General features: G+C 60.2%; 21 protein-coding genes. 10 read left to right on the top strand and 11 right to left on the bottom strand.

The genetic code is table 11. The features are described from left to right. Window positions 1–67 precede the first annotated feature (67 nt). The 3 genes from chvE to mmsB all read left to right on the top strand — a co-directional run bounded on the left by chvE (window position 68) and on the right by mmsB (window position 3,952). Entirely contained in the window at window positions 68–1,090 is a 1,023-nt protein-coding gene (gene chvE, locus ACQ4WO_RS15290) for a multiple monosaccharide ABC transporter substrate-binding protein (protein ID WP_223278970.1), read from the top strand. Window positions 1,091–1,203: 113 nt separating this feature from the next. Next, complete coding sequence (gene mmsA / locus ACQ4WO_RS15285; RefSeq protein WP_436482186.1) at window positions 1,204–2,745, top strand: multiple monosaccharide ABC transporter ATP-binding protein; 1,542 nt, start codon at window positions 1,204–1,206, stop codon at window positions 2,743–2,745. Then, window positions 2,735–3,952 (top strand): multiple monosaccharide ABC transporter permease, encoded by a 1,218-nt coding sequence (mmsB, locus tag ACQ4WO_RS15280; protein WP_436482185.1) that lies wholly within the window; start codon window positions 2,735–2,737, stop codon window positions 3,950–3,952. Before mmsA ends, mmsB begins: the two co-directional genes overlap by 11 nt. A gap of 64 nt (window positions 3,953–4,016) precedes the next feature. Here mmsB and ACQ4WO_RS15275 read toward each other — a convergent pair whose 3' ends face one another. Both ACQ4WO_RS15275 and ACQ4WO_RS15270 read right to left on the bottom strand, forming a co-directional pair. Continuing rightward, complete coding sequence (locus ACQ4WO_RS15275) at window positions 4,017–5,651, bottom strand: NAD(P)-binding protein (protein ID WP_436482184.1); 1,635 nt, start codon at window positions 5,649–5,651, stop codon at window positions 4,017–4,019. Next, window positions 5,651–7,162 (bottom strand): polyamine aminopropyltransferase, encoded by a 1,512-nt coding sequence (locus ACQ4WO_RS15270; protein WP_436482182.1) that lies wholly within the window; start codon window positions 7,160–7,162, stop codon window positions 5,651–5,653. The genes ACQ4WO_RS15275 and ACQ4WO_RS15270 overlap by 1 nt, the downstream gene beginning before the upstream one ends. 60 nt (window positions 7,163–7,222) lie before the next feature. On the opposite strand from ACQ4WO_RS15270, the gene ACQ4WO_RS15265 reads away from it, so the two are divergent. The 7 genes from ACQ4WO_RS15265 to rsgA all read left to right on the top strand — a co-directional run bounded on the left by ACQ4WO_RS15265 (window position 7,223) and on the right by rsgA (window position 12,649). Continuing rightward, the gene (locus ACQ4WO_RS15265) at window positions 7,223–7,609 is read left to right on the top strand and encodes a DUF350 domain-containing protein (RefSeq protein WP_070303236.1); all 387 of its coding nucleotides are present in this window, start codon (window positions 7,223–7,225) and stop codon (window positions 7,607–7,609) included. A gap of 31 nt (window positions 7,610–7,640) precedes the next feature. Continuing rightward, window positions 7,641–8,675, top strand: coding sequence for an SPFH domain-containing protein (locus ACQ4WO_RS15260; protein WP_436482181.1), 1,035 nt, complete (start codon window positions 7,641–7,643; stop codon window positions 8,673–8,675). A 10-nt stretch (window positions 8,676–8,685) separates the two neighbouring features. After that, complete coding sequence (locus tag ACQ4WO_RS15255; RefSeq protein WP_436482180.1) at window positions 8,686–10,149, top strand: DUF4178 domain-containing protein; 1,464 nt, start codon at window positions 8,686–8,688, stop codon at window positions 10,147–10,149. Further along, the gene (locus ACQ4WO_RS15250) at window positions 10,146–10,316 is read left to right on the top strand and encodes a hypothetical protein (protein WP_219134107.1); all 171 of its coding nucleotides are present in this window, start codon (window positions 10,146–10,148) and stop codon (window positions 10,314–10,316) included. The genes ACQ4WO_RS15255 and ACQ4WO_RS15250 overlap by 4 nt, the downstream gene beginning before the upstream one ends. Window positions 10,317–10,318: 2 nt before the next feature. Next, entirely contained in the window at window positions 10,319–10,690 is a 372-nt protein-coding gene (speD, locus tag ACQ4WO_RS15245) for an adenosylmethionine decarboxylase (protein ID WP_436482179.1), read from the top strand. A 64-nt stretch (window positions 10,691–10,754) separates the two neighbouring features. Continuing rightward, window positions 10,755–11,309, top strand: a complete 555-nt coding sequence (locus tag ACQ4WO_RS15240) for a hypothetical protein (protein WP_436482178.1) — start codon at window positions 10,755–10,757, stop codon at window positions 11,307–11,309. 275 nt (window positions 11,310–11,584) lie between these two features. After that, window positions 11,585–12,649: a ribosome small subunit-dependent GTPase A gene (gene rsgA / locus ACQ4WO_RS15235; protein WP_436482177.1), complete on the top strand. Its 1,065-nt coding sequence runs from the start codon at window positions 11,585–11,587 to the stop codon at window positions 12,647–12,649. A gap of 71 nt (window positions 12,650–12,720) precedes the next feature. Here the strand turns inward: rsgA and ACQ4WO_RS15230 are convergent, their stop codons facing one another. From ACQ4WO_RS15230 to ACQ4WO_RS15190, 9 genes are all read right to left on the bottom strand, one after another. Continuing rightward, the gene (locus ACQ4WO_RS15230; protein WP_034752707.1) at window positions 12,721–13,140 is read right to left on the bottom strand and encodes a F0F1 ATP synthase subunit epsilon; all 420 of its coding nucleotides are present in this window, start codon (window positions 13,138–13,140) and stop codon (window positions 12,721–12,723) included. 62 nt (window positions 13,141–13,202) lie between these two features. After that, window positions 13,203–14,603, bottom strand: coding sequence for a F0F1 ATP synthase subunit beta (gene atpD / locus ACQ4WO_RS15225; RefSeq protein WP_034752705.1), 1,401 nt, complete (start codon window positions 14,601–14,603; stop codon window positions 13,203–13,205). A gap of 29 nt (window positions 14,604–14,632) precedes the next feature. Beyond that, the gene (gene atpG / locus ACQ4WO_RS15220) at window positions 14,633–15,508 is read right to left on the bottom strand and encodes a F0F1 ATP synthase subunit gamma (protein WP_102293016.1); all 876 of its coding nucleotides are present in this window, start codon (window positions 15,506–15,508) and stop codon (window positions 14,633–14,635) included. 62 nt (window positions 15,509–15,570) lie between these two features. Next, the gene (atpA, locus tag ACQ4WO_RS15215; RefSeq protein WP_034752701.1) at window positions 15,571–17,112 is read right to left on the bottom strand and encodes a F0F1 ATP synthase subunit alpha; all 1,542 of its coding nucleotides are present in this window, start codon (window positions 17,110–17,112) and stop codon (window positions 15,571–15,573) included. Between the two features lie 78 nt (window positions 17,113–17,190). Continuing rightward, window positions 17,191–17,736 (bottom strand): F0F1 ATP synthase subunit delta, encoded by a 546-nt coding sequence (locus ACQ4WO_RS15210; RefSeq protein ID WP_034752699.1) that lies wholly within the window; start codon window positions 17,734–17,736, stop codon window positions 17,191–17,193. Between the two features lie 2 nt (window positions 17,737–17,738). Then, window positions 17,739–18,209: a F0F1 ATP synthase subunit B gene (locus ACQ4WO_RS15205; RefSeq protein WP_034752697.1), complete on the bottom strand. Its 471-nt coding sequence runs from the start codon at window positions 18,207–18,209 to the stop codon at window positions 17,739–17,741. 43 nt (window positions 18,210–18,252) lie between these two features. Then, a complete protein-coding gene (atpE, locus tag ACQ4WO_RS15200) occupies window positions 18,253–18,531 on the bottom strand; it encodes a F0F1 ATP synthase subunit C (RefSeq protein WP_034752695.1) in 279 nt (92 codons plus the stop codon). Between the two features lie 59 nt (window positions 18,532–18,590). After that, entirely contained in the window at window positions 18,591–19,400 is an 810-nt protein-coding gene (gene atpB, locus ACQ4WO_RS15195) for a F0F1 ATP synthase subunit A (RefSeq protein ID WP_436482175.1), read from the bottom strand. A 51-nt stretch (window positions 19,401–19,451) separates the two neighbouring features. Further along, entirely contained in the window at window positions 19,452–19,820 is a 369-nt protein-coding gene (locus tag ACQ4WO_RS15190) for an ATP synthase subunit I (protein ID WP_034752692.1), read from the bottom strand. Window positions 19,821–20,082 lie beyond the last annotated feature (262 nt).

Below are 20,082 nucleotides of genomic sequence, written 5' to 3'. Positions count from 1 at the left end.
GTGGAGACCTGAAATGAAAACAACAATGAAAATGCTGACCGCGAGCCTGGCGCTGGCCATCTCCGGCATGGCGGTAATGCCCGTGGCAAGCGCCGCAGACAAGGGCGCAATCGGCATTTCGATGCCGACCAAATCGTCCATGCGCTGGATCGCCGACGGCGACAACATGGTCAAGGTATTCAAGGAGCGCGGCTACAAGACGGACTTGCAGTTTGCCGACGACGATATCCCGAACCAGCTGGCGCAGGTGGAAAACATGATCACCAAGGGCGCCAAGGTGCTGGTGATCGCCGCCATCGACGGCACCACCCTGTCGAACGTGCTGCAAAAAGCGGCCGACAAGGGCATCAAGGTCATCTCGTATGACCGTTTGATCCGCGGCACGAAAAACATCGATTACTACGCCACCTTCGACAACTTCCAGGTCGGCGTGCTGCAAGCGGGCTATATTGAATCGGCGCTGAAACTCAAGGAAGGCAAGGGCCCGTTCAATATCGAACTGTTCGGCGGCTCGGCCGACGACAACAATGCGCACTTCTTCTACAACGGCGCGCTGTCGGTGCTGAAACCCTACATCGACAGCGGCAAGCTGGTGGTGCGCTCGAAGCAGATGGGCATGGAAAAGGTCGCCACCCTGCGCTGGGATGGCGCCGTGGCGCAGGCCCGCATGGACAACCTGCTCAGCGCCTACTACGGCAATGCCCGCGTCGACGCCGTGCTGTCGCCATATGACGGCTTGAGCATCGGCATCCTGTCCTCGCTCAAGGGCGTCGGCTACGGCACGCCGAAGCAGCCGTTCCCGGTGGTGACGGGCCAGGATGCGGAAATCCCGTCGGTGAAATCGATCATCCGCGGCGAACAGGCATCGACCGTGTTCAAGGACACGCGCGAACTGGCCAAGGTCACGGCCAACATGGTCGACGCGATGATGAGCGGCAAAACGCCGACCGTCAACGATACGAAGACCTATAACAACGGCGTGAAAGTCGTGCCGTCCTACCTGTTGAAACCGGTCACAGTCGACAAGGCGAACTGGAAGCAGGTGCTCGTCACCGGCAGCGGCTACTACACGGAAGCGCAAGTGAAATAAGCATCCAAGGTACTGAAGGCCCGGCGCAGCCGGGCCTTTCGCTTCACGCACTATCAAGAACAAGACTGCCGCACGACCGATGCCGACCAGCGCGGCCGTGCCAGAGAGGTTATATGACGAACACTATCCTGGAAATGCGCGGGATACGCAAAACATTCCCGGGCGTCGTTGCGCTCGACAATGTCAACCTGCGGGTACGCAGCGGCGAGATCCACGCCATCGTCGGCGAAAACGGCGCCGGCAAATCGACCCTGATGAAAGTGCTCAGTGGCGTCTACGGCCATGGCAGCTATACGGGCGACATCGATTACCTGGGCCAGACGCGGCACTTCCGCGGCATCAAGGACAGCGAAGAAATCGGCATCATCATCATCCACCAGGAACTGGCGCTGGTGCCCCAGTTGTCGATCGCCGAGAATATCTTCCTCGGCAACGAACCGTCCAGCATGGGCGTCATCGACTGGGAATACGCGCAAAGCAAGACGCGCGAACTGCTGCACAAAGTCGGCTTGAAAGAGTCACCTGACACCCTGATCACCAACCTGGGCGTGGGCAAGCAGCAGCTGATCGAGATCGCCAAGGCGCTATGCAAGGACGTCAAGCTGCTGATCCTCGACGAGCCGACGGCCAGCCTGAACGAAAGCGACAGCGCGGCCTTGCTGGACCTGCTGCTGGGCCTGAAAGCCCAGGGCATCGCCTCGATCCTGATTTCGCACAAGCTCAATGAAATTTCAAGAGTCGCCGATGCCATCACGGTGCTGCGCGACGGGAACACGGTTGACAGTTTCGACTGCCGCGTGGAGCCCGTCAGCGAAGACCGCATCATCGAAAAAATGGTCGGACGCGAAATGGCCGACCGCTATCCGCCGCGCACGCCGACGATAGGCGAGACCATTTTCGAAGTGCGCGACTGGCGCGTCTTCCATCCCGAGCATGCCGACCGTCCCGTCATCAAGGGCATCAATATGCACGCGAAAAAGGGAGAGATCATCGGCATCGCCGGCTTGATGGGCTCCGGGCGCACGGAACTGGCAATGAGCATTTTCGGCCGCGCCTACGGCCAGCGCATCAGCGGCACGGTGCTCAAGAATGGCCAGGAGATCGACGTCAGCACCATCGGCAAGGCGATCGCGCACGGCCTCGCGTATGTGACGGAAGACCGCAAGGGCCTGGGCCTGATCCTCGAGGAAGACATCCAGAAAAACACCAGCCTGGCCAACCTCGATGCGATTTCCAAACACATGGTGATCGACGAGCAGCGTGAATTCAGCGTGGCCGAGGATTTCCGCCGCAAGCTCAAGACACGTTGCTCGAGCGTGGCGCAGAAGGTGGTCAATCTGTCCGGCGGCAACCAGCAGAAAGTGGTGCTGGCGAAGTGGCTGTTTTCGCGCCCCGACGTGCTGATCCTCGATGAACCGAGCCGCGGCATCGACGTGGGCGCCAAGTACGAGATCTACAGCATCATCAGCGACCTGGCCGCGGAAGGCAAATGCATCATCATGATCTCGTCGGAAATGCCGGAATTGCTGGGCATGTGCGACCGGATCTATGTCATGAACGAAGGCCGCTTCGCGGCAGAACTGAGCGCGGCAGAAGCATCGCAGGAGCGAATCATGCGCGCGATCGTTACACACGGAGAAAACAATGGACAATAAATTGACAGCAGGCGCGCCGGCAGCAGCAGCGCCAGCGGCCGCGCCGCAAGCGAAAAGCTATGCCGGCTTTTTGAAGAACAATATGCGCGACTACGGCATGCTGCTCTCGCTGATCGTCATCATGGGCTTTTTCCAGTACATGACCGACGGCACCCTGATGCAGCCGCTGAACCTGACCAACCTGGTACTGCAAAACAGCTACATCGTCATCATGGCGCTGGGCATGCTGATGGTCATCGTGGCCGGCCATATCGATTTGTCCGTCGGCTCGGTGGTCGGCTTCGTGGGCGCCCTGGCGGCCGTCCTGATCGTCAACTACAACATGAATTTTGTCGCCGCCAGCATCCTCTGCCTGCTGGCCGGCGCCGTCATCGGCGGTGCGCAAGGCTATTTCGTCGCCTTCTTCAAGATCCCGTCCTTCATCGTCACCCTGGCCGGCATGCTGGTGTTCAAGGGCCTGACCCTGGCGCTGCTCGCTGGCCAGTCGGTCGGCCCCTTCCCGGAAGGCTTCCAGATGCTCAGCTCCGGCTTCCTGCCCGACCCGTTCGGCGGCGAAAACCTGCGCGGTCTGTCTCTGCTGCTGGGCGTGATCGCCGCCGCGGCGCTGATCATCACCTCGCTGCGCAGCCGCGCCAAGCAACTGAAGCACGGCATGGAAAACGAGCCGCGCGCTTTCTTCCTGCTGAAAAACGCGGTCTTTGCCGCCGTGATGGTGTATTTCAGCTATCTGCTGGCGTCGTACCGCGGCTTCCCCAACGTGCTGGCCGTCATGTCGCTGCTCATCGTCGCCTACACCTTCATTACCAACCGCACCGTGCTGGGCCGGCGCGTGTATGCCGTGGGCGGCAACGAAAAGGCGGCGCGCCTGTCCGGCATCAAGACGGAACGGGTCAGCTTCTACACCTTCGTCAACATGGGCATGCTGGCCGCGCTGGCCGGCCTGATCTTCGCGGCGCGCCTGAATACGGCCACGCCGAAGGCCGGCACGGGTTTCGAGCTGGACGTGATCGCCGCCTGCTTCATCGGCGGCGCCTCGGCCTCGGGCGGCGTGGGCAAGGTGATGGGTGCCGTCATCGGCGCCTTCATCATGGGCGTGATGAACAACGGCATGTCCATCATGGGCATCGGCATCGATTACCAGCAGGTGATCAAGGGCCTGGTGCTGCTGGCGGCCGTCTTTATCGACGTGATTAATAAAAATAAATGAGAAGAACAAGGAAGCACAGGTTCGAGCCTTAGGGGGCTCTGGCCGGCGCTTGCGCCGGCCTTTTTTATGCGGCGGCTAAGCGCGCCGCACGGTCGCCCCACCACGCCGCTTCCTCGAACACGGAAAAGCCCGACAGATCGGCATGCGCGAACAGGATGGCGCCGTCGTGCTCGCGCAGCGCTTTCAGCCCCGCATTGCTGCGAAATCCCGGCAACGGTGCCGCCATGGCGTGGCCGCGCACGGTGATGTCGACCCGTTCGACGCAATTGGCAAAATCGCGTCCATACGCCGTCTTCAAATCGACGCTGGCCAGCGCCAGCAATTCTTCGGGCGTGGCCGTATCGAGCCATTTGCGCGCTTGCTGCGGCGTGCGGTCGGATAAGGCCACGTAGGCGCTGAAGACGGTTTTCTCGGGCGGGCGCACGCGGATGTCCTGGTGCGTGGAGACGACATAGCCGAGGCCCGGCTCCTGGTACACGACGTTGTCCCAGCACAGCGGTGCATGCGGCAGTTCGTCGGGAAAGCGTTTAAGTAAAAAATTGGCCACCATCCACGGCGCATACGCGGGCGTGTGGCACTTCGCGTCAAAGCCATAGGCGGCGATGTTGTCCACCACACGCGCCGCGACATACAGCGGCATGGCGCAGATGGCCTTGCGCGCCTTGACCAGGTAGGTGCGCGGCTGGCCGTCGACCAGTTCCAGGCACAGCGCCTCCACGCCGCTGGCCGTCGTCGTGAGGGAAACCACCGTGCCCGCATGGCGTTGGACGCCCGAGGCCTGCTCCATGGCCGTGGCGACCGGCTGCATGCCGCCCGGCCAGGTCAGCCAGGCGCCATTGCCCGCGTTGGCCGCTTGGCCCCAGCGGCTGCAGTAGTAATGCAGGCCGGCCCAGGCCGAGACCTGGTCGTAGCGCGTGCCGTAGTCGTCGCGGCAGCAGTAATTCAAATACCAGTGCAAGGTGGGCGAGGTATAGCCTTCGCGTTCCATCCACTGTTTTAAGGTGATGCTATCGAGCGCCTGCCAGGCCGGGTCTTGCGACGATTCCACGGTAGGAAAAACGAAGACGCGCTTGCCATCGTTGCCATGCGCCTGGCGCAGGCGCCGCACATCGGAAAAGAAGCGCTCGTGCTGCGCCAGTTCATCGGCGGAGATGCCTTCGGTGGGAATGAAGCCATCCTGCCACTGGCCGTTGAACAGCAAGCGCTCCTCGGGCGCATGCAGGATGTAGCGCTCGTCGTAAGTGGGCTTTTCCGCCTGCGGATCGCGCTCGATGATGCCCAGGTCGAACAGGATTTCGCGCACATGCGTCGATTCGGGCGACGGTAGCGGCAGGTAGTGGCCACCGGTCGGATAAGCGAGATCGCCGAAATGGCCGCCGGCCGCGTTGCCGTAGGGCTGGGGGCCGTCGATCATGAGGAAATCCTTGTGCCCCAGTTTATTCAGACGCCAGGCGGCCGTCAGGCCGGCGATGCCCGAACCGAGGATGGCCACGTCGGTGCGCAAGGTGCGTGAAGGTGGCGGCAGCGCCTTGCGTTCACGCAGCAGCTCACGCAAATAGTGGCCCTCGCTGCGGCCCGGGTACAGCACCTTGGGCGTGATTTCCTGCCAGCGCAGGTAGGCGGCGATGCTGCCGATGCCGGCGGCGGCCGCCGCTGCCGTGCCGCCGGCGGCCCACAGCATGAAGGAACGGCGCTGCATCAGCGGATCACCCGGTTCCAGTCCTGCTCGAATTCATGCACGAGCGACTGGGTATTGAGGCGATTCGGTGCCATCGGCAGCGGCTGCATGTCGGGCGGGAAGATGAACATTTCACGCGTGGTGTCCGCATTCAGGTAGCGCATGGGCAGGCGGTATTTCGTCGGCGGTGTGTAGTCGAGCTGCGGCGAGGCGAGGATAAATCCCCATTCGCCGAACGAGGGCACGTAGGCGTGGTAGGGCCAGGTGCGCATGCCCACTTCGCGCAGGGTCGAATTGATGGTCCAGTAGGCGTGCGGGGCAAAGAACGGCGACGTCGATTGCACCACCATCAAGCCCTTGGCCGCCAGGTGCTTTTTCACCAGGTCGTAGAACGGCACCGAATACAGTTTGCCGAGCGCGAAGCTGGACGGATCGGGGAAATCGACGATGGCTGCATCGAACATGTCGCCGTTGTTGCGCAGCCAGACGGCGGCATCGACATTGACGACGGTGACGCGCTTGTCCGAGAACGAATTATTATTCAGCTTGGCCAGTTCCGGGCGCGTGGTAAACGCGGCCGTCATGGCGGGGTCGAGGTCGACCACAGTGACGTGTTCGATGTGGGGATAACGGAGGATTTCGCGCAGGGCCAGGCCATCGCCGCCGCCCAGCACCAGCACGCGGCGCGCCCACGGCAGCGCTTCCAGCACCGGATGCACGAGCGCCTCGTGGTAGCGGTACTCGTCGCGCGAGGAAAACTGCAGGTTGCCGTTGATGTACAGCCGCGTATCGTCCTTCCAGCGCGTGATCACCAGGCGCTGGTAGGGCGTGGTGGTGGAGTACACGATCTGGTCGCCGAACAGGCCATGTTCTCCCCAGGCCACCATGCGGTCGGACATGGCAAAGCCGGCAATCAGCAGCAGCATCACGGCGCAGGCGCGCAGCAAACGCCCCGTGAGGTTCTTCAGTTCCGCGCGGAAGACATAGATGCTCCACAGGCCCACGCCCACGTTGAGCATGCCGAACAAAAAGCCCGTGCGCACCAGGCCCAGATACGGCGACAGCACGAGCGGGAACAGCAGGGAGACGGCCAGCGCCCCCAGGTAGTCGAAGGTGAGCACGCGGCTGACCAGTTCGGAAAATTCCGTCTGGCGCGTGTTCAGGGCGCGCATCACCAGCGGCACTTCCATGCCGACCAGTGCGCCGATCAGGAACACCATCACATACAATAAGGTGCGAAATGGCGCGGCCATCCACGAAAAGGTCATGAACAGGATGGCGGCCGACAGGCCGCCGATCAGGCCCACGGCCAGTTCGATGTCGACGAAGCGCGAGAGCACGTCGTCGTCCTTCACGTACTTGGAAAAATGAGCACCTATGCCCATGGCAAACAGGTAGCAGCCGATGATGGTGGAAAACTGCAGGATGGAGTCGCCGAGCAGGTAGCTGGACATGGCGCCAGCGATCAGTTCATACGCGAGGCCGCAGGAGGCGACCACGAAGACGGACAAAATCAGAATCTTTTTGTTCATTGGACTTTTTTTTGTTCTAATATGCGTTGACGTTATCAAATACTCATTGCGAGGAAAGCCGTGCCCGCCATCCTAAACTATCTGATCCATCTTATACTGGCCGCCGCGCTGCTGATTGCCTTTTTTATCATCTACACGCGCGTCACGCCGTATAACGAAGTGCTGCTGATCCGCCAGGGCAACCAGGCGGCGGCCCTGTCGCTGGGCGGCGCGCTGCTAGGCTTTTCCGCCACCATCGCCTCGTCCCTGATGCACACGGCCGACTACCAGCAATTCTTTGCCTGGGCCTTCGGCGCCATGGTGGTGCAATTGCTCGCCTATGTGGTGACCACGCGTTTGCTGCGCATGTCGAAGGACCAGATCGAATCGAACAACAGCGCTTTCGGCGGCCTGCTGGGCGCCATTGCCCTGTCGATCGGCGCCATCAACGCCGCCTGCATTTCCTGACACCGCTTTATCTTTTTCAAGGACATTCATCATGAGCCTCGGCAGCTTTATCAAGAAGCAGTTTATCGACGTACTGCAGTGGAACGAAGAGACGGAAGGCGTGCTGGCCTGGCGCTTCCCCATGCAGGATTTCGAGATCCAGAACGGCGCCATCCTGAATGTGCGCGAATCGCAGGTCGCCGTCTTCGTCAATGAAGGCAAGATCGCCGACGTCTTCGGTCCCGGCACGCACAAGCTGACGACACAGACCTTGCCGTTGCTGACCAACCTGAAAAACTGGGACAAGTTGTTCGACTCGCCATTCAAGTCGGACGTGTATTACTTCAGCACGCGCGTGCAGACTGGCCGCAAGTGGGGCACGCCGCAGCCGATCACCATCCGCGACAAGGATTTCGACATGATCCGCGTGCGCGCCTTCGGCATGTACTCGTACCGCATCGCCGACGCCCGCACCTTCTTCACCGAGATCAGCGGCACGCGCGAAGTCTACACGCGCGACGAGGTGGAAGATCAATTGCGCGGCATTCTGATGTCGAGCATGGCCAGCTCGCTGGGCGGCGCGAACGTCCCCTTCCTCGACATGGCGGCCAACCAGGCGCTGATGGCGCAGGAAGTCAAGGATGGCCTGGTACAGGCGTTTGCCCGCTATGGCGTGGGCCTCGATGAATTCAACGTGGCCAGCATCAGCCTGCCCGAGGAATTGCAGGCGGCGCTCGACGAACGCATCTCGGCCGGCATGAAGGGCGGCCTGGGCGCCGACAAGATGAGCGGCTACACGAAATTCCAGGTGGCCAATGCGATCCCGCTGGCGGCGCAAAACGAAGGCGGCATGGCCGGCATCGGTGCGGGACTGGGCGCCGGGCTGTCGATCGGCCAGGTGATGGCGCAAAGCATGGGCGGTGCGCTGCAGCAGCCGGCGCCGGCGCCGGCGGCGCCGCCAGCCCCTGCGGAGGAACCGATCGAGGCGCGCCTGGAAAAACTCAAGGGTCTGCTCGACAAGGGTCTCATTTCGCCGGCCGACTACGATGGCGCCAAGGCTGAACTGCTGAAAAAACTGATCGGCTAAGCGCGACTGCATGCAAACTGTTTCCTGTCCCAGCTGCGGCGCGGAAGTCCGCTTCCGCTCGCACGCTTCCGTGCTCGCCGTGTGCGAGTACTGCCACAGCACCATCCTCAAGGACGCCGATTCCGTCAGGGACGTGGGCAAGATGTCGGCCGTCCTGGAAGACTATACGCCGATCCAGATCGGCACGGCCGGCGTGCACGATGGCATGCACTTCACGGTCGTCGGGCGCATCCAGCAGCGCTACAGCGCCGGCACGTGGAACGAGTGGTATCTGCTGTTCGATGACGCCAGCACGGCGTGGCTGGGCGACTCGTCCGGCCTGTACACCCTGACGCGCGTGCGCAGCACGCAAGACACCCTGCCCGTCTTTGGCGAGCTGGCGCCGGGCAAGCGCTACACGATCTGCGGCGAGCCGTACACGGCGGCCGAGATCCGCAACGCCGAATGCATCGCCGGCCAGGGCGAATTACCGTTCAAGGTGGGCGCCGGCTGGCGCATCCAGGTAGCGGACTTCCGCAACTACGCCAGCTTTGTCACGCTCGACTACACGGATGGCCCGCAACCGGTCGTCTACCAGGGCGTTGCCGTCACCCTGGACAGTTTGAAGTGCCAGTTGCTGCGCGACGATGACGCCATCGCCAAAAGCGCCGGCAAGTACCGCGGCAAGCTCGATGCGCTCGACTGCCCGTCCTGCGGCAGCGGCATCCACTATGTGCCCGGTGCAGCGGCGCAGCTCGTGTGCCCCGCCTGCCACGCGCAGCTCGACGCCAGCGGCCCGGAAGCGCAGGTGCTGGCCATCGGCAAGCAGGTGCACGACAACGCCGACATCTCCCTGGAACTGGGTGCCGGCGCGAAGATCAGCAATGTGGACTTCACGGTGATCGGCATGATGCGCCGCGCCGACGACGAAGGCAGCGAGTGGAACGAATACCTGCTATACAACGCGCGCGCCGGCTTCTTCTGGCTGGTGGAGACGGACGATGGCTGGTCGCGCTCGAACGTGCTGCCGAACTGGCCCAACTGGGCGTCGCTGGACGCCGATACCTGCACGCTCGATGGCGCCACATACCGCAAACTGTATGACTACGGCTCGCAGGTTGTATATGCGGCGGGCGCCTTCAACTGGAAGGTGGCCGTCGGCGACAGCACGCATGTGCATGAATTCGAACAGGGACAGACCAAACTGGCGGCCGAGATCACCGGCGAGGAAATGACCTGGTCGCGCTCCGTGCCCGTCGCCCACGACCAGATGGCCGCCTGGTTCGGCGCCGCCTTCCATGGCGGCGACCAGGTGCAGAATATCCAGCTGAGCCACCGCGGCATCGCCAAGGTCTTCATCGTCATCGTGCTGGTATTGAACGCGATCCCGATGTTCGTCTCGTTCTCCAGTACCTTGATGTGGAGTTTGCTGGGCTGCCTGGCGCTGTTCCTGCCCGCCGCTTTTCTCGACAAGAATGCAAAGAATCCCCCATGAGTAAATATGTGATCTATGCCCTGATGGTGACCTTCAGTGTCACGGCCGCCAACTGGGTGCGCATGTTCAAGGTGGCCGGCAGCGGCAGCGGCAGCAGCTGGAGTTCGCGCACGGGCAGCGGGGGCGGCAGCTATGGCGGCGGATCCAGCGGCGGGAGCCACAAATAAGCATGGCGTCCACACCCCATCTGCCCCTGGGCACCCATCTGCTGGCCGACCTGTCGGGCGTCACGCCGGAACGCCTGCGCGACTGCGCCGCGCTCGAGCGCCTGCTCCGCAACGCCGCCATCGCGGCCGGCGCGCAAGTGCTGCACGGCCATTTCCACAGCTTTGGCCCGGGCCAGGGCGTCACGGGCGTGCTGCTGCTGGCCGAATCGCACATCTCCATCCATACCTGGCCGGAATGCGGCTTTGCCGCCGTCGATATCTTCATGTGCGGCGCGGCCCGGCCGCAGCTGGCGCTCGATATCATCAAGGAGGCGCTGCAGGCGGCGCATTGCCAGCTGCAATCCGTACGCCGCGCGCCGCCCGGGCATTCCTAGCGCCGCTGGTGGATCGCGTGGGGATCGCTTACACTGTCGGCTCATTCCCCCAACCGTGACTCCCATGCGCCGTTCCGCCCTCCTTGCCCTGCCCCTGCTGCTGCTGGTTTCCGCCTGCGATGACTACACGGCGCCCAGCCTGTACCAGGCCACCACGCCCGAGTGCAAGACGTGGACGGAGGGCTCGCGCTTCGAGCTGCCGCGCGGTATCAGCATCTACGCCACGCCGCCCGTCACCCTGAAGGAAGGCGGCACGGAACTGGCGCTGATTTTTACCTTGCCCGTCGGTACGCAAGCCAGTTTTACGCGCCTGTCCTTCCTGCTGGAAGAACCGAAACAGCCGCCCTTCGCGCAGGCCAAGATACTCACCATTTACCAGCGCGGCATGAACCAGAAGGCGGAGATCGTCGACGTCATCGAGCAGCTGCCCATCATGTTTTCCGCCGTCGGCAACAGCAAGGAAACCCAGTGGCGCCTGCGGTTGCAACTGCCGCGCAAGCTGCCGCAGCGCTTCGATCTGTCGATGCCCGACATGCTCGTCGGCGGCAAGCGCTACCCGGTGCGCACGTTTACGTACCGCTATTTCCCCGAGCGCCAGGCTTACGGCATGTGCAGCTGAGCCACACCCTCTGTTGACGGCGGCGCAGGCCGCTGGCACACTGGTGTTTTCCATCACACAACAGGAGTAGACAACATGCGCCATTCGGATACTGCCGTGCTGTCGGCTGCCTGATCACCGTTTTTCCCCGCTAAGATTTTTAGCCCGCACTTCCCCATACGCTGATCGCGTAGCCGACGTTCCCCTTCTTTCGTGCCAGTCATCGCGACTGGCGGTGCCTGCACGCGCAGGCTACACGTCCGCATGCGGACGACAGAATTTGGAATCACGCTACCATGATCGCATTCGATTTTGCACAACTACGCCTTATCGGGCTGCAGCAGGCCATCGCCAGCGCAGCCACCCAGCTCGACATCTCTTCCCCCGCCGCGCAGCTGATGCGCGTTTGCGCCGTGCACCGCGACAGCATCGGCGTGCACGACGGCATCCTGGAACAGCCGGCGCAGATCCTGCCACGCCTGCTGCACGAACTGCAGGCGCTGGACACCATCCTCACGGTGGGCGACTGGGTCGCCGCCGAAGCCGATGGTCACGGCACGCTGTGGATAACGGCGCACTTATTCCCGGTCACGCAGATTGCGCGGCGCGGCAATGACGGCCGGCGCCAACTGCTTGCCAGCAATGTCGATACGGCCCTGCTGGTGATGGGACTGGACGAGGATTTCAATCCGCGCCGCCTGGAGCGCTATCTGGCCATCGTGCTGGCGGCGCAAGTGGCGCCCGTGGTCGTGCTGAGCAAGGCCGACGTGGCCGACGACGTGCCGGGCAAGCTGGCGCAGCTCAAGCACCGTCTGCCGCCCCACGTGCCGCTGTGTGCCATCGATACGCGCCATGCGTATGACGTGGCCATCCTGGAACCGTGGTTGAGCGCCGGCCAGACCCTGGTGCTGCTCGGTTCATCGGGCGCCGGCAAGTCCAGCCTGACCAATACCTTGTGCGCGGTGGAGCAGGCAACCAACGGCGTGCGCCATGGCGACGGGCGCGGCCGCCACACGACGACGGCCCGCTCGCTGCACCTGTGCGCCAGCGGCGCCTGCATCATCGACACGCCGGGGCTGCGCAGCTGGCGCGCCGATGCCGATGCGCAAACCTTGGCGGCCACGTTTGACGACATCGCGGCGCTGGCGGCGACGTGCCAGTTCCGCGATTGCCGGCATGCCAGCGAACCCGGTTGCGCCGTGCGTGGCGCCGTCGATGGGGACCGCCTGCGCAATTATCACAAGCTGCTGCGGGACGCGCACCGCATCGACGAGACGCCGCTTGAGCGCATTGCAGCGCGCGCCAAGTGGAAGACGGTATTGAAGGCGGGACTGGAAAGGGGCAAGGACAAGCGCCGCTAATTTTTACTGAAATTCGTTTGCTGAAAAAAAAGGCAGCCCGAAGGCTGCCTTTCTTGCGCGGCGCAAATTGATTACATCTTGCGCAGCTTCTGGATCGCTGCCAGTTGCGCAATTGCGCTGGCCAGCTCGGCTTGCGCTTGCGCGTAGTCGATGCCCGAATCCTTGTTGTGGATATTTTCTTCCGCCAACTTCTTCGCTTCCAGCGCTTTCGCTTCGTCGAGGTCGTGACCGCGAATCGCGGTATCGGCCAGGACGGTCACGGTATCCGGTTGCACTTCCAGCAGGCCGCCGGCAACGAAGACGAACTCTTCTTCAGCCTGGCCGACTACCTTGATGCGGACCGCGCCCGGACGGATGCGGGTAATCAAAGGCGTGTGGCGTGGGTAGATACCCAGCTCGCCCTGTTCACCCGGCAACGCGACGAATTCTGCTTCGCCTGAAAAAATCAGTTCTTCAGCGGAAACCACGTCAACGTGAATTGTGTGTGCCATGTGTGTCCTATCGGGTTGAAGAACCCCGCCGTGTAACGGGCGGGGTTAGGCCCAGACTTAACTTAGTTAAGTTTCTTGGCTTTTTCGATTGCTTCTTCGATCGTGCCGACCATGTAGAACGCTTGTTCCGGCAGGTGATCGAGTTCGCCCGAAGCGATCATTTTGAAGCCCTTGATCGTGTCTTTGAGCGAAACGTATTTACCAGGCGCGCCGGTAAAGACTTCAGCGACGTGGAAAGGCTGCGACAGGAAACGCTGCATCTTACGTGCGCGGGCGACCAGCAGTTTGTCTTCCGGTGCCAGCTCGTCCATACCCAGAATCGCGATAATGTCGCGCAATTCCTTGTAGCGTTGCAGGGTCGTTTGCACGGCACGCGCGGTGTCATAGTGCTCTTGACCAACGATCAACGGATCCAGCTGACGCGAGGTCGAATCCAGTGGGTCCACGGCGGGGTAGATACCCAGGGAAGCGATGTCACGCGACAGCGCAACGGTCGAATCCAAGTGAGCAAACGTGGTAGCAGGCGACGGATCGGTGTAATCATCGGCTGGAACGTAGACGGCCTGGATCGAGGTGATCGAACCGGTCTTGGTCGACGTAATACGCTCTTGCAGACGGCCCATTTCTTCAGCCAGGGTCGGTTGGTAACCCACAGCCGACGGCATACGGCCCAGCAGTGCCGATACTTCGGTACCAGCCAGCGTAAAGCGGTAGATGTTGTCGACGAAGAACAGAACGTCTTTGCCTTCATCACGGAACGATTCAGCGATCGTCAGGCCGGTCAGCGCAACGCGCAGACGGTTACCTGGCGGTTCATTCATCTGACCGTAGACCATCGCGACTTTGGAGTTCTCCGGGTTTTCCAGATCGACCACTTTCGCGTCAGCCATCTCGTGGTAGAAGTCGTTACCTTCACGAGTACGCTCACCAACACCGGCGAACACGGACACGCCGCTGTGCGCTTTGGCGATGTTGTTAATCAGTTCCATCATGTTCACGGTCTTGCCTACGCCAGCGCCGCCGAACAGACCAACTTTACCGCCTTTTGCAAACGGGCAAACCAGGTCGATCACCTTGATGCCGGTTTCCAGCAGTTCTTGCGATGGCGACAGTTCGTCGTATGCGGGAGCGGTGCGGTGGATCGACGCGATCTGCTCGTGCGACACGGGGCCGCATTCGTCGATCGGATTGCCCAGCACGTCCATGATGCGACCCAGGGTTGCTTTACCGACTGGCACCATGATAGGTTTGCCGGTGTTCTGGATCATCATGCCGCGACGCAGGCCATCGGACGAGCCGAGTGCAATGGTACGGACAATGCCGTCGCCCAACTGCTGTTGTACTTCCAGGGTCAGTTCCGAGCCTGCCATCTTCAAGGCATCAAATACCTTAGGCATCGCGTTGCGGGGAAACTCAACGTCCACCACAGCGCCGATACACTGAACGATTTTGCCATCAGCCATGTTCGTTCCTTCAATATAGTTAAATTCGTTTAAACCGCAGCCGCACCGGCGACGATTTCGGAGAGTTCTTTGGTAATCGCAGCTTGGCGGGTCTTGTTGTAGATCAGCTTCAATTCGCCGATCACACTACCCGCGTTGTCGCTTGCAGCTTTCATCGCGACCATCCGTGCCGATTGCTCGGACGCCAGATTCTCCGCGACAGCCTGGTACACCAGCGCTTCTACATAGCGCTCCAGCAATTCGTCGATGATGCTTTGTGCATCCGGCTCGTAGATGTAATCCCACGAGTGAGCGCTCTTGTCGGCGACCATCTTGTCGGCCGTCAATGGCAGCAACTGTTCGACCACTGGTTCCTGCTTCATCGTATTGATGAATTTGGTGTAGCACAGGTACACTGCGTCGAGCTTGCCAGCCTGGAACTCTTCGAGCATGACCTTGACAGGTCCGATCAATTTTTCCAGGTGGGGCGTATCACCAGTCTGAATGGCAGAGGCGACGATCTTGACGCCGATGCGATTCAAAAAACCCAAACCCTTGTTACCGATGGCAACTGCTTCAACCCGGTTGCCAGCTGCTTCCAGCTCGCGCGACTTCGACGTCACCTGGCGCAGGATGTTGGTATTCATGCCGCCGCACAGACCCTTGTCGGTCGTCACAACGATGAAACCCACTGCCTTCGCTTGCGTGCCCTGGGCAGCTGCCAGGAACGGGTGCGTGTATTCCGGATTGGCATTCGCCAGATTGGCGGCGATATTCCGAATCTTGTCACTGTAGGGACGGGCGGCCCGCATCCGGTCTTGCGCCTTGCGCATTTTGGACGCGGCGACCATTTCCATCGCCTTGGTGATCTTCTTCGTATTCTCTACGCTCTTGATCTTGCCTCGTATCTCTTTGCTTGATGCCATGAGTCCTTACTCCTTCTGCGCGTAGGGCGGCGCCTCACTCGAGGTGGGCGCCGCCTGGCCGCTTAATATGCGCCGGATTTCTTGAAATCAGCAATGGCCGCCGACAGAGTTGCTTCGCTGTCTTTGTCGAGTTGCTTGGTTTCTTCGATCTTGGCCAGCAGAGCAGCTTGCTTGGTCTTCATGTAAGCGTGGACACCAGCTTCGAACGACAGCACTTGCTTGACTGGCACGTCGTCCATGAAGCCTTTGTTCACCGAGAACAGCGATACGGCCATCAGCGAGATCGACAGTGGCGAGTATTGGGCTTGCTTGAGCAATTCCGTTACGCGGGCACCACGGTCCAGCTGCTTGCGGGTCGATTCATCGAGGTCCGAAGCGAACTGCGCAAACGCGGCCAGTTCACGGTACTGCGCCAAGTCGGTACGGATACCGCCGGACAGGTTTTTGATGACCTTGGTCTGGGCGGCGCCACCGACGCGCGATACGGAAATACCGGCGTTAATTGCAGGACGGATACCGGCGTTGAACAGCGAGGTTTCCAGGAAGATCTGACCGTCGGTAATCGAAATCACGTTGGTTGGAACGAATGCGGACACGTCGCCAGCTTGCGTTTCAATGATCGGCAGTGCCGTCAGGGAACCGGTCTTGCCTTTGACGGCGCCGTCGGTGAACTTCTCGACGTAGTCGGCGTTCACGCGTGCTGCGCGTTCCAGCAGGCGGCTGTGCAGGTAGAACACGTCGCCTGGGTACGCTTCGCGACCTGGTGGACGGCGCAGCAGCAGCGAGATTTGACGGTATGCAACAGCTTGTTTGGACAGATCATCGTAGACGATCAGTGCATCTTCACCGCGGTCACGGAAGTATTCGCCCATGGCGCAACCGGAGTACGGCGAGATGTATTGCATGGCGGCCGATTCCGAAGCGGAAGCGGCGACGACGATGGTGTATTCCATCGCGCCGTGCTGTTCCAGCGAGCGCACGATGTTCTTGATCGACGAGGCTTTTTGGCCAATCGCGACGTAGATACATTTCATGCCCTGGCCTTTTTGATTGATGATCGCATCAATCGCCACAGCCGACTTGCCGGTTTGACGGTCGCCGATGATCAGTTCGCGTTGGCCGCGGCCAACTGGAACCATCGCATCGATCGACTTCAGGCCGGTTTGCATCGGTTGCGAAACGGATTCACGGGCGATCACGCCCGGGGCGATTTTTTCAATCGCGGCCGTCAGTTTGGTTTCGATGGCGCCTTTGCCGTCGATCGGCTGGCCCAGCGCGTTGACAACGCGGCCGAGCAGCTCAGGACCGACTGGCACTTCCAGAATGCGGCCGGTGCATTTCACCGTGTCGCCTTCGGAGATGTGCTCGTAGGCACCCAGAATCACGGAACCGACGGAGTCGCGTTCCAGATTCATTGCCAGGCCAAACGTGTTGCCTGGGAATTCCAGCATCTCGCCTTGCATCACGTCCGACAAACCGTGGATGCGGCAGATACCGTCGGCGACGGAAATAACCGTGCCTTGATTACGCACTTCAGCGCCGCCGTCAAGACCTTGGATCCGGCTCTTGATCAACTCGCTGATTTCAGATGGGTTGAGTTGCATACTAACTCCTAAAAGTGTTTCTCTCAGCTTGCGCGAGGGGTAAGGGTCTGTCTAAGCTGGCCTGCCGAAGCGCGTGTCTTACGACACCAGTGCAGCGTGCAGTTGCTGCAACTTGGCGCGCACCGAGGTATCGAGCACCTGGTCGCCAACGACCACGCGCACGCCGCCGAGCAGCGATGGATCCACTGTGACGGCAGGGTTGAGCTTACGACTGAATTTCTTTTCCAGCGTTGCGACCAGCTCGGCCGTTTGGCCTTCGCTCAGATCGAAAGCGCTCGTGATCTCGGCGTCAGCCGCACCTTCCAGGCCATTTTTCAAGGCATGGAATTGCGCGCCGATTTCCGGCAGCAGGCTGATGCGGCCATTTTCGATCAACATCGTGACGAAGTTTTTCACTTCCTCATTGAGCGGCGATTTCAACAACGACAGGATGGTGGCGGCGACGTCGCTTTCCGAAACTTTCGGATTGCGCGCGTACGCCTGTACCTCGGGGTGGCTACCGATCTGTGCCAGTTCGGACACCAGCTCGGACCACGCCGCGAGGTTGCTTGACTCCTTACCAGCTTGGGCTACGCGGAACAAAGCTTCCGCGTAGGGACGGGCGACGGTTGCGAGTTCTGCCATGATTACAGCTCGACAGCAAGACGCTGCAACATTTCGGCGTGAGCCGTAGCGTTAACTTCACGCTTCAAGATCTGCTCGGCACCCTTGACAGCCAGGTCAGCCACCTGAGCGCGCAATTGTTCGCGTGCTTTCGACAGTTGCTGTTCGGCGTCCGACTGGGCTTGCGCAATGATACGCGCAGCTTCAGCTTGTGCATTTTGCTTGATCTCTTCAGCAACCAGCTGCGCGCGCTTTTCAGCGTCCGCAACGCGTTGCGACGCTTCTTCACGTGCACTGTTCAATGCCTCTTGCGCACGCTTTTCAGCGACTGCCATCGAAGCTTGACCTTGATCGGCCGCAGCCAATCCATCCGCGATTCGTTTGGCACGCTCATCCAGCGCATTGTTCAGCGCTGGAAATACGAACTTCATCGAGAACCAGACCAACACCGCGAAGGTGATCATCTGGCCGATGAGCGACATATTGATGTCCATACCTTTGCTCCTAACTAAAAGTTTCTCCTAGGGTTGGAGCGAATTACTGAGCAACAGCCGTCAGAGCGGACAGGAACGGGTTAGCGAACGTGTACAGCAGAGCAACACCAACGCCGATCATCGAAATAGCATCCAGCAGACCAGCGATAACGAACAGTTTGGTTTGCAGTTGTGGCATCAGTTCTGGTTGACGTGCCGAAGCTTCCAGGAATTTGCCACCCAAGATAGCGAAGCCCAGAGCGGTGCCGATTGCGGCCAGGCCGATGATGATTGCTGCTGCCAGAACGGTCATGCTTTGTACTTGTGCGATCAGAGCTTGCATAAAATTCTCCTAAATTTAAAAACGAAAGATACTAAAAAAACAAAATATAAAGTTAATGATTAATGTTTCTCAACCGCAAGGCTCAGATACACAACCGTCAACGCCATAAACACAAAAGCTTGCAAAGTTACAATCAAGATATGGAAAATTGCCCATGGACCACCCAACGCCCACTGTGCCCACCAAGGCAACAACGCGATCAAGATGAAAATCAGTTCGCCGGCATACATATTGCCGAACAGTCGCAGCGACAGGGAGATCAGTTTTGCAACCAGCTCAACCATTTGCAGCAAGAAATTGACAGGTGCCAAGGCGATCGTGCCGATCAGGCCGCTCGCGTGGAACGGTGCCGTGAACAGTTCCTTGATCCAGCCGCCCAGGCCCTTGGCCTTGATCGAGAAGGCGATCACGCACAGCACGACCGACAGCGACATGGCGAAGGTGTGGTTGACGTCGGCGGTCGGCACGGCGCGCAGTTTATGCACGCCAAACCAGCTCAGAATCTTCGGCAACAGGTCAACCGGCAGGAAGTCCATCGCGTTCAGCAACCAGACCCACACAAAAATAGTGATGGCCAGCGGCGCGATGACCTTGCTTTTCGCGTGGAAGGCCCCATTAATAGTGTCATTGACGATTTCCATGACCATTTCGACGAAGTTTTGCAACTTGCCAGGGACACCAGCCGTCGCGCGGCGCGACGCCATATAGAAAACACCCAGGAAAACAAAGCCCAGAATGGCCGAAATCCAGAACGTATCCAGATTGATCATGCCGTCGGCACTTCTCAGGTGGGCCAGATGGTGACTGATGTATTCTGTGGCGTTGGCCGGGGCAGCATGGCCCGCTTCAATAGCGTGTTCTGTGGTCATAATGAATTTAGATTTGTCGTTTCAGAGCTCAACAGGCCCCAAAACCAATGATTAAACAGCGAGCAATGAAAACCAGTATGCTAAGGTTGCCACCGCGAAACCCAAGATCAGCCATAACCAGGCGGCCGACTGAAACAACACCAGTGCCAATATAAACAGCACCGCTGTGATAAATATTTTCACCACTTCTGCGCGCAAATGCGCCCGGAATGCCTTATTGGCGTCGCTAGAACCGCGAACCACCAACAGGGCATACACCAGGCTACCGATGACTGCGATAGCGCCGCCGTATGCGGCGGACCAGCCTCTGACACTGCCACCGAAAAACAGGGTGACCGTGGCAAAACTGATAGCGATTGCTAGCTGCAAGGCAACTACTTTGTAGACTGGCTTGGCAATACTTTGTTGTGAATCACTCAATTGCCAAGTTCCCAGAAAAATCTACACACGCAAAGACACGGGATTATAGTTGGCTTTGATCTATAGAGTCAAACGTTGCTGCACCGCAGCAGGGCAATTGCTGCGTGAAACTGACGCTTTACCGACTATTCGCCGCCATTTGCACCACTATATGGCAAAGCCGCTTGTCTGGCCGCTCCCAGCCGTGTTATCAAGGAATCACGTGCTGCATCCGGAAAGCATGGCCCGATTATCCACACCCGCATGGGCCCTGTCTTTGCGG

The sequence above is a fragment of the Janthinobacterium aestuarii genome, assembly GCF_051380835.1.
In the GTDB taxonomy this organism is placed as follows: domain Bacteria; phylum Pseudomonadota; class Gammaproteobacteria; order Burkholderiales; family Burkholderiaceae_D; genus Janthinobacterium; species Janthinobacterium aestuarii.
This window is presented reverse-complemented; position numbering and strand designations above follow the sequence as displayed.

What these genes read in the sequence shown, in the direction of transcription:
- chvE (WP_223278970.1), top strand. Translation starts at nt 68, where the DNA reads ATGGCGGTAATGCCCGTGGCAAGCGCCGCAGACAAGGGCGCAATCGGC.
- mmsA (WP_436482186.1), top strand. Translation starts at nt 1,204, where the DNA reads ATGACGAACACTATCCTGGAAATGCGCGGGATACGCAAAACATTCCCG.
- mmsB (WP_436482185.1), top strand. Translation starts at nt 2,735, where the DNA reads ATGGACAATAAATTGACAGCAGGCGCGCCGGCAGCAGCAGCGCCAGCG.
- ACQ4WO_RS15275 (WP_436482184.1), bottom strand. Translation starts at nt 5,651, where the DNA reads ATGCAGCGCCGTTCCTTCATGCTGTGGGCCGCCGGCGGCACGGCAGCG.
- ACQ4WO_RS15270 (WP_436482182.1), bottom strand. Translation starts at nt 7,162, where the DNA reads ATGAACAAAAAGATTCTGATTTTGTCCGTCTTCGTGGTCGCCTCCTGC.
- ACQ4WO_RS15260 (WP_436482181.1), top strand. Translation starts at nt 7,641, where the DNA reads ATGAGCCTCGGCAGCTTTATCAAGAAGCAGTTTATCGACGTACTGCAG.
- ACQ4WO_RS15255 (WP_436482180.1), top strand. Translation starts at nt 8,686, where the DNA reads ATGCAAACTGTTTCCTGTCCCAGCTGCGGCGCGGAAGTCCGCTTCCGC.
- ACQ4WO_RS15250 (WP_219134107.1), top strand. Translation starts at nt 10,146, where the DNA reads ATGAGTAAATATGTGATCTATGCCCTGATGGTGACCTTCAGTGTCACG.
- speD (WP_436482179.1), top strand. Translation starts at nt 10,319, where the DNA reads ATGGCGTCCACACCCCATCTGCCCCTGGGCACCCATCTGCTGGCCGAC.
- ACQ4WO_RS15240 (WP_436482178.1), top strand. Translation starts at nt 10,755, where the DNA reads ATGCGCCGTTCCGCCCTCCTTGCCCTGCCCCTGCTGCTGCTGGTTTCC.
- rsgA (WP_436482177.1), top strand. Translation starts at nt 11,585, where the DNA reads ATGATCGCATTCGATTTTGCACAACTACGCCTTATCGGGCTGCAGCAG.
- ACQ4WO_RS15230 (WP_034752707.1), bottom strand. Translation starts at nt 13,140, where the DNA reads ATGGCACACACAATTCACGTTGACGTGGTTTCCGCTGAAGAACTGATT.
- atpD (WP_034752705.1), bottom strand. Translation starts at nt 14,603, where the DNA reads ATGGCTGATGGCAAAATCGTTCAGTGTATCGGCGCTGTGGTGGACGTT.
- atpG (WP_102293016.1), bottom strand. Translation starts at nt 15,508, where the DNA reads ATGGCATCAAGCAAAGAGATACGAGGCAAGATCAAGAGCGTAGAGAAT.
- atpA (WP_034752701.1), bottom strand. Translation starts at nt 17,112, where the DNA reads ATGCAACTCAACCCATCTGAAATCAGCGAGTTGATCAAGAGCCGGATC.
- ACQ4WO_RS15210 (WP_034752699.1), bottom strand. Translation starts at nt 17,736, where the DNA reads ATGGCAGAACTCGCAACCGTCGCCCGTCCCTACGCGGAAGCTTTGTTC.
- ACQ4WO_RS15205 (WP_034752697.1), bottom strand. Translation starts at nt 18,209, where the DNA reads ATGGACATCAATATGTCGCTCATCGGCCAGATGATCACCTTCGCGGTG.
- atpE (WP_034752695.1), bottom strand. Translation starts at nt 18,531, where the DNA reads ATGCAAGCTCTGATCGCACAAGTACAAAGCATGACCGTTCTGGCAGCA.
- atpB (WP_436482175.1), bottom strand. Translation starts at nt 19,400, where the DNA reads ATGACCACAGAACACGCTATTGAAGCGGGCCATGCTGCCCCGGCCAAC.